We start from the raw sequence: 439 nt of genomic DNA on the forward strand, positions 1-439 counted from the left end.
CGCCCTCCTCGCGCGAGAGCTATCTCAATATCCACCAGATCGTCGCCGCATGCGAGATCACCGGCGCCGATGCCGTGCACCCGGGCTATGGCTTTCTGTCGGAGAACGCCAAGTTTGCCGATATCCTGGAAGCGCACGGCATCACCTTCATCGGGCCGACGGCGGATCACATCCGTATCATGGGCGACAAGATCACCGCCAAGACGACGGCGCTGGAACTTGGCATTCCCGTCGTTCCCGGCTCGGACGGCGAAGTGAAGACCGAAGAGGATGCGCTGCGGACGGCCGCCGAAATCGGCTATCCCGTGTTGATCAAGGCAACGGCCGGCGGCGGTGGGCGCGGCATGAAGGTCGCCAAGAGCGAGGCCGATCTGATCGAGGCATGGTCGACGGCGCGCACGGAGGCGGCAGCCGCCTTCGGCAACGATGCCGTCTACAT

Annotated in this window: 1 protein-coding gene; it reads left to right on the forward strand. The window is 64.5% G+C overall.

All coding sequences use genetic code 11. From position 1 onward, the window contains the following. Positions 1–439: ATP-binding protein (locus AC5ZG1_RS44415; protein ID WP_496136574.1), on the forward strand; the 439-nt coding region annotated here is incomplete at both ends.

This window comes from Bradyrhizobium sp. Leo78 (assembly GCF_059512425.1).